This window comes from Citrobacter sp. wls613, from assembly GCF_005281195.1.
Lineage (GTDB): Bacteria > Pseudomonadota > Gammaproteobacteria > Enterobacterales > Enterobacteriaceae > Citrobacter > Citrobacter gillenii.
Genome location: NZ_SZXN01000036.1, coordinates 104,880 through 111,911, shown reverse-complemented (window position 1 = coordinate 111,911; position 7,032 = coordinate 104,880). Strand labels below are relative to the sequence as shown.

At 45.3% G+C, this 7,032-nt stretch carries 7 protein-coding genes and 3 pseudogenes; 2 read left to right on the top strand and 8 right to left on the bottom strand.

Annotated elements, in window-relative coordinates; genetic code table 11:
- Positions 1-162: 162 nt before the first annotated feature.
- Positions 163-1,362, bottom strand: a complete 1,200-nt coding sequence (locus tag FDX01_RS06290; RefSeq protein WP_137399438.1) for a hypothetical protein — start codon at positions 1,360-1,362, stop codon at positions 163-165.
- A 344-nt stretch (positions 1,363-1,706) separates the two neighbouring features.
- Between FDX01_RS06290 and FDX01_RS06285 the strand changes: the two genes are divergently transcribed.
- Positions 1,707-1,949 (top strand): DinI family protein, encoded by a 243-nt coding sequence (locus FDX01_RS06285; RefSeq protein ID WP_096757486.1) that lies wholly within the window; start codon positions 1,707-1,709, stop codon positions 1,947-1,949.
- A gap of 490 nt (positions 1,950-2,439) precedes the next feature.
- Here FDX01_RS06285 and FDX01_RS06275 read toward each other — a convergent pair whose 3' ends face one another.
- Complete coding sequence (locus FDX01_RS06275; RefSeq protein WP_137399437.1) at positions 2,440-2,790, bottom strand: hypothetical protein; 351 nt, start codon at positions 2,788-2,790, stop codon at positions 2,440-2,442.
- Between the two features lie 295 nt (positions 2,791-3,085).
- Here FDX01_RS06275 and FDX01_RS06270 point away from each other — a divergent pair, with 295 nt between their 5' ends.
- Positions 3,086-3,451: a hypothetical protein gene (locus tag FDX01_RS06270; protein WP_137399436.1), complete on the top strand. Its 366-nt coding sequence runs from the start codon at positions 3,086-3,088 to the stop codon at positions 3,449-3,451.
- Positions 3,452-3,496: 45 nt separating this feature from the next.
- Here FDX01_RS06270 and FDX01_RS06265 read toward each other — a convergent pair whose 3' ends face one another.
- The 6 genes and pseudogenes from FDX01_RS06265 to FDX01_RS23590 all read right to left on the bottom strand — a co-directional run.
- Positions 3,497-3,811, bottom strand: a complete 315-nt coding sequence (locus FDX01_RS06265; RefSeq protein WP_137399435.1) for a hypothetical protein — start codon at positions 3,809-3,811, stop codon at positions 3,497-3,499.
- A gap of 387 nt (positions 3,812-4,198) precedes the next feature.
- A pseudogene (locus tag FDX01_RS06260) lies at positions 4,199-4,441 on the bottom strand (hypothetical protein); the annotation flags it as partial.
- Between the two features lie 110 nt (positions 4,442-4,551).
- On the bottom strand, positions 4,552-4,899 hold the full coding sequence (locus FDX01_RS06255) for a hypothetical protein (protein WP_137399433.1): 348 nt from the start codon (positions 4,897-4,899) through the stop codon (positions 4,552-4,554).
- A 196-nt stretch (positions 4,900-5,095) separates the two neighbouring features.
- The gene (locus FDX01_RS06250) at positions 5,096-5,509 is read right to left on the bottom strand and encodes a hypothetical protein (RefSeq protein WP_137399432.1); all 414 of its coding nucleotides are present in this window, start codon (positions 5,507-5,509) and stop codon (positions 5,096-5,098) included.
- Between the two features lie 315 nt (positions 5,510-5,824).
- Positions 5,825-6,596: pseudogene (locus FDX01_RS06245) on the bottom strand (hypothetical protein); the annotation flags it as partial.
- Between the two features lie 39 nt (positions 6,597-6,635).
- Positions 6,636-7,032 (bottom strand): annotated as a pseudogene (locus FDX01_RS23590) (integrase core domain-containing protein); the annotation flags it as partial.

Below are 7,032 nucleotides of genomic sequence, written 5' to 3'. Positions count from 1 at the left end.
AGGATCTGCCAGACGGTGCTGAGACGACGCTTACGTTTCACGACACGGCTTATTGATTTAATTATTCAATTAGAATGGGACTTGAATCCACACAAGCCGAACACCAAGGCGAGGTTTTACTGATACAAAACGGAGAACGTAAAGCATGTCGCAAGCGCTACCTCAACTGGATTGCGGTTGGCCGGATGAGTACGGGCATTTAGCACTTTCTAAAAGTGCCTCATCTTGCGCTAGTAGGGTAATCACGTCTCCAGCAATATCAGCCCTGATTCCAAGAGATTTGTGTGCAACATAGGCAGCAACAGCCAACGGCCTCCATTTAAAGCAAGCTGCAATACGCCTGATCTCTTCAATAACCTTGAATGTGTCACATTCTAAGGCCAAGCTTGCACGCGCTGTGTCAAAAGATATTCGCTGAGCATTGGTCAGCGGGGGAAGCCTTTTAAGCTCTGCTGTGATTATTCGCTGAGCTTCAACACCTATAGAAGATCCGCCTTCGACTATCCCCGTCAATCCAACAAGTTTTCCACCATCACTACGGCTATTATCATCTTTGACCTGGAGCGGAACAGTCTGGGCCATCAGCTCGACATCCTGCTGAAGGAGATCGAGCAATTCGGGCATAATTTCAGGGTTAATTACACCTTTCAAAGCATCTACTCGTTTTGCCAAGGTCACAGGAGAGCAACCCAATCGAGTTGACATAGAAATAAGGCGACTTGCTATCATGAAAATGTCATTCAAGCCAATTAAAGGCTCACACTCGCTGCGGAGTATCATATCTTCACGTTGGGCATAATTTTGCTTAATGGGTTTCCTGACCTTAGGTTTTGCTTTTTGACTCGTATAGCCACGCAAAGCATCCTGCGTGCTTTCTATTAGCATGTTAATACTGTTTGTCAGATCTTCACTTCCTTTCAGACTGGAGGTGATCTGATGCATTTTATGAAGCCTTGCCAGCATTTCAGGCGTTGCGCTCCCTGACGCTATACTCTGGCTTATCTCATGCATATTTTTGATAATTCCAGTGGCAATTTGCGATGGGTCAGACGCAATATCTTTAACTTGGTGGCTATTTTGTATTGTACGCTCCATCAGTTTGAGCACGTCTTTCCAATCGGTTTTTACACCACATTTTAGGGCTTCAAGCCTGGAAATCGTATTACGAAGGCTGTGACATTTCGCCAAAGGGATGGCCTCGCCTGCGTTTTTACCCATTCTCAGCCAATTAATAAGGGCAATAAAATCGTTTGCTGCAGAATCATTCAACCCTTCAACGACACGTTTTCTCACATCGGGATCAGAAAAGTTCGTTCTTGGCTTCGGAAGGCGATCATTTTTATGGTCGCTTGGTTTCTTCATACCGTTTACTCAGAATATTTTAATGAATCAAGCGTTGCTCGATGTCAGTAGAATAAGGGGTTAAAACAATACAACTCAATCAAATATAAGGATATCCCCCTCATTGAGCAATATTGAAAACGGTCTTTCTCGTACTCTTTCACGGAGCGGTCATCACACATTGCCGTTCTTCAGGTTGGTCAGGTATGGATTCGGGTGAGCCCGTCATCGCTCAATCCGGACTTCAGCGACCATTGCACATATCAGTCGCAACTGAAGGGATGCCCACGTTAACGCCCTCTTGAATAGTGGATAAAAACACAGTATAAATACTGTATATTCATCCACCAGAAAGGCAGTGTGCAATGTTTGTGGAACTCGTTTATGACAAAAGAAATTTTGAGGGTTTACCGGGTGCAAAGGAGATTATTTTAGGTGAGTTGAGTAAGAGGGTTCACCGACTCTTCCCGGATGCGGATGTTCGAGTTAAACCGATGATGACACTACCGGGGATCAACACAGATGCCAGTAAGCACGAGAAAGAACAGATAAGCCGAACCGTTCAGGAAATGTTTGAAGAGGCTGAGTTCTGGCTGGTGTCAGATTAAACATCTCTGATTCATCATACTGGGTAAGTACAACCCGCCGCGAGTGGCAGTCATTCAAGACTCACACTTCAAACATTCGCCAGTCAACCGCTGCCATATCTTTACATACAGTGTGGTGGCGGCAAATTTCCCGACTTTGATTTCCAATTCCCTTTTCTCGTTCTGAAAGCAAAAGAGCATTTTGTTGTTACGTTTGCGGTGAGGCAGTAATGCCCTCTCTGTATGAGGAATCTGTGGACTGACCCCACCCCGGTAGACGATCCTGCCCTATAGTTGGACTGCCCCCACCCCGGTATGGAGAAACCAACCGGCGACACAACGCAGGCGGCATGTTCGTACAGTGTGCACAGTTGCGTCAGGCTCAGATCACCTTTATGCAGCGTTAAATCAGCGGCTGGTGCTGGCCCCACAATCCATTCAACGCATGGCTCTGTATCGGCAACGCTCACCACAAAGAAACCCAACTGGCGAAGCATACGTGCTGCAACATTCAGGTAATGCGGATCCGGGTTGCGGCTGCCGCTGGCCCATTCGGTGCGAACGGTACCCATGCCAGAATCCCAGCACAAACAGAGCCTCCGACCAGAGCGAGAATGATGGCCACAGAGCCAGGAAGAATTTTAACGCCCATCACTGGCGGGAGTTGTGGTATCCAGGGTCGAACCAGGTAAAACAACAATACGCAGGTTATAGCGTCAGCGCAGCGTTCCCGGATTCGACCACCGCCGTACATCCAGTGAGCTAATTCCCCCAGGACAACGATAAAGAGCAACTTCATCCACTCCGGGGGATTACCCATCAACTGAGTGAACCAGTCAGCGATACTTGATTTGTATGGCATGTTTATCACCAGAAGATAGCGCCTCGCCCAACAATGTCAGGGTATGCGATTGATTAGGCTGATTGGGCGGGCGCGTATTCGAATAAAAAATCCCCGGACGCAGGGGAAACATAGTCACTACTTTTTTTCAGCAAATCCACAGAGTAAAATTAACTAGCTGATACAGAAAGAAGGGGGTTACAGAATTTTGCTCAAAATGCGGTTCAGGGTTTAATATCTAGGTATTTTCTGGTGAAAAGTCACCCATGTTGATATCGTAAGATTGTGTGTGCAACTGTCTAAACGAGATAATTCGATGAAAAAAAATTATATAGTCAGCGGTAGATATACCCTGCAAGGTATAAAGTATGAATATTCAAAGAATCCTTGTTATTGCATTCTTCATTGCAAGGTTCTCGAATTCAGCAGAGATAAAAAAGCCAATGCCAATAATCTAGCGCCGCATCGCTATGGAGAAATAATAGCATTACATTTACCAGAACATTACATTCCTAAATTTATAGAAAAAATAGAAAAAGCAGAGCTAATTAAAAGTGACAGGGGTATTTTTAAGGGATTAATATTTCATGCTGAAGTTCGTGACAATGAGCAACTCCATTCAATAAGAAGGATAAGTAAACCTAAAGAAGATGAACATGTTGATATTGACGGCATACTGTAATCTAAAAAGCCCCAGAGTCCTGGGGCCAAATATAAACCAATCAACTTAATAATATAACATTTCCGTCAGCGTTGGAAGATTCTTGTTATTCATCCTATCTTCCTGAGACCAGTGCATAAACCATGGTGGTGCTTGCCTAACTTCTAAATAGGTTTCTCTAGTATCATCCAGTTCAAGCCTAGACATACAAAATTCAACTCCAGTGTCAGGATAAACAGCATATACAGAACCATCATCTTCTTGATAGTTAGAAACATAAACTTTCTGAATGATTGGATATACAAGATTTCCCATCCAATCTGTATATTTATTGCAGGAATATCGTGTTGAATAGCTATCGTCGAAATATAGAATAGGCATATTGCACCTTCCCTAATTGTAAAAAATCAGTGAAGAGCACTCTTGCGCCCATCGCCAAGGGCGGCGATGGGCGCATTCTATCCATTACTTAACGGAACAATCAAGCAAAAGCCATTAAAAGACAAAAATCATTTGAAAACAGGTTGTTACTGAGTAATTGATTATCTTACAGATCGATGCTATGACATGGATACTGATGCATTGCATCTCGCGAATACCCCTGTCGTATCGCCGGAAAGTAAAAACCCCGCGCTGGCGAGGCTTTTGAAATTTGTCTGATTGTCGCTTTTTGTCGCTGCCATCCGGCGCAGATCTGCCAAGCATGAATGGAGTATCAACTTTCCTGAGTCATTTTCAATGATTTCACAGAAAATAAGCACATTTGGTCTATTTATCCTGATTTTTAGCCACCAAAAAAACTTTGGCTTTGAAGATTTGGAGACACCATTTCACTCTTTCTCTGGCTTCATGAGACGTTAACCACGGGGCTATCTCCTGCAAATCCCGTGTGAGGTCTGAGATTTTTTTTCGCGTGGTGTAATAACTCACCCCGATAATGTAAACCGGATCATTCACATCAAATGCCTGCAACACACATTGCTCGACAAAATCGACATCATCATCATGGATAACTGCAGGGGATTCACCGAGGCCTTCATTGCGGCAAACAATACAGCCCAGCGCCACAACGCGGTCCAGGTGCCTTTGCTCAGCTTTGGTTTTGTAAGTGAGCTTTTTGCTCATACTGTACCTCCTGCGCGAACAAAAGCACCGCCCTGTACAGGACGGCGAGAATAGGTTACTTCAGTTTTATGCGCCATCGCGTACTCCGGTTGGCGCAACTTTGACTCAGTCAGGGTGTTCAGCCCTTCAGGGATTATAGTAATGGAATTCTTTTGATATCCAGACATCAATTCAGCTTCCGCCAGCATCCTGAGACTGGTGACGAACTCATCAGGAGCCAGAGCAAACCCGCTGTCCACTCTTAGCTTATCCATATCAAACAAAACCGGACCGGTTAACTCACGCAAACCGGGAACCAGGGACTCCGGAACGTAAATCACTATCATGTTTTCGTTAATTGACATGTTGTTCATCCCAAAGGAATGATATTCATCTTTTCGGGATTTTCCGTTTTACCTTCCAGCGCTAAAAGTTCAGTTAAGTTGGTGTTTAAAGTCCCCGAGATGCTCCGATAATTAGTGCCAAATGTTGCTTCCTGTTTTCATTTTCGGTTCTGGCCTCACTTGTGGTGAGATATTTGCACCTAGGTATCGATATTCGTTACATCAGAGGTAGCAGGAGCTTGATTTTCTGTACCACGGCAACTTTGTCGGAGTACGGATCACCAATTGCCTCAAACGTCTCTGCCAGAGAAGTTACTGCAGCGTGCTTTGATTCATCTTCCAAGTATCTTGCGATGAATAATGGGGCCAACGCTTCGTACTCGGCTACTGCGGTTGCATCTTCACTGTGTTTGGCATCCAGCTTTTCACGCGCCGTAGACTTATCGGAGTCCCCTCGTCTTGCCACCAGCAAAATAATCACTATGACCCATGGGGCAAAGACTGTAGGTGAAAGCACCACGCTCAGAAATAACCACCCTAAAACGTTGCGCCCGCGGGAACGGGCAACAACACCAACCACGATAAGCGGGACGAGGATAAGAATGAGAATAAAAAAATCCAAAATTGACATGACTACCCCTTGCTTTTATTGAATTGATTATTTTTTTGCAGACATGAGCTATGGTTGCCCCCAAAGCCGACGCGAATGTAATCAGTCCCCCAAAAGTTAGCACCTCACTCACACTACGTTTATTGTATGCGAGACTCCTTATGAGCACTTCCCCATATATTGCATAAGGTTATATTAATCTATGTATATATTAGGGAGTCCCCGACAGGATGCGTGGACTCTGTGTATTTTAAGAACTCGTGTGAAGTTTTGATCGATTGTAACCCGCGGTTATTCACGGTAAGCGTGGCCAGGATGACAATGTCAAAGTAAGCCTTAAACCAACGCCTCTGATTCAGTGAGCGCGTTCTGATAGCGCTTGACTGCCTCTGCAAAGGCTTGGGCGGCATCGGCATTCGACACCATGTATTCTTCGGTCACCCCGGTTTGAGACTGAAAAGTAATATTCCCATAAATACAAATGGGGATTTGATAGTTGTCTTTAAATCGACGATCTGGTGAGCCATTCTTATTCGTTTTCGCCCATGTATGCCCAGCTATAGTGGAATCACTCGGCCCCCCCCTCCTCCTCATGAAATCCCCGATGTTCAGCACTAATTTGTAATTCCCGCAACTCAATCAATGCGAATGCCCCATCGGTGCGAGGTAAAACAGCAACACCTGGATAAAGCAAAATATCGTCACCATTGACATTTTCAAACCGCATCGCGCGCCCTGCAAACTGAGTAAGGTCAGTAGAACTGAAATCGAAGGTAACGGGGTGACGATTAACAGATCGCGTGGCTAACGTCCTTTCGGCAAACTGGTCCGTAGCCTTATCCGCAGTAATATCCCATTTTTTGACACTCGATTTTAATACGTCGAATGTACGAACCATCGCTGCGTACGCTCGCTGTGAGGCATCACTGTTTTCGAAGGTTATAGAAATTTTAGTGCTGTCTTCCCAAGACACGAGACGAGAAATTTCTTCTTGGGTTTGGGGAAGTTCAGTTTCAAGTTCTGCAATGCGGCGCCTGTAGAACCAACGGAATAGACTTGATTTACGCCGAACCAATTCGCTCCTTTGTTTTGATTCCTCGGCAAGAGCGGTAATCCCCCCCATTTTTAACGGAGGCAATAAGTAGAGTCAGGCCATGCGTTGTATATGCTGCATCGGTGTGTAGCCATTCAACGCCATATTTGATCGTTCTTGATTATAAAACTATTGCCACTGCGTGGCATAGCTCTGCAATTCATCCAGCGATGAAAACAGATGCTGCCCCAGCCAGTCATAACGCACTGTCCGGTTATATCGCTCAATATAGGCATTCTGCTGAGGTTTGCCGGGCTGAATAAAACGAAGGCTTATATTCTGCTGTGCGGCCCATGACATCAGTATCCTCCTTGTATATTCCGGTCCGTTATCACACCGAATGGCTGCGGGTTTTCCCTTCCATGCGATGAGTTGCTCAAGTGTTCTGACTACCCGACTGGTCGTGCATGAAGTCCATCGACCAGCATTCGTTGCTGCTTTCAGGCACTGC

Excerpts from the sequence above, each read along its gene's own strand:
- FDX01_RS06290 (WP_137399438.1), bottom strand. The coding sequence starts at position 1,362 with ATGAAGAAACCAAGCGACCATAAAAATGATCGCCTTCCGAAGCCAAGA.
- FDX01_RS06285 (WP_096757486.1), top strand. The coding sequence starts at position 1,707 with ATGTTTGTGGAACTCGTTTATGACAAAAGAAATTTTGAGGGTTTACCG.
- FDX01_RS06275 (WP_137399437.1), bottom strand. The coding sequence starts at position 2,790 with ATGCCATACAAATCAAGTATCGCTGACTGGTTCACTCAGTTGATGGGT.
- FDX01_RS06270 (WP_137399436.1), top strand. The coding sequence starts at position 3,086 with ATGAAAAAAAATTATATAGTCAGCGGTAGATATACCCTGCAAGGTATA.
- FDX01_RS06265 (WP_137399435.1), bottom strand. The coding sequence starts at position 3,811 with ATGCCTATTCTATATTTCGACGATAGCTATTCAACACGATATTCCTGC.
- FDX01_RS06255 (WP_137399433.1), bottom strand. The coding sequence starts at position 4,899 with ATGTCAATTAACGAAAACATGATAGTGATTTACGTTCCGGAGTCCCTG.
- FDX01_RS06250 (WP_137399432.1), bottom strand. The coding sequence starts at position 5,509 with ATGTCAATTTTGGATTTTTTTATTCTCATTCTTATCCTCGTCCCGCTT.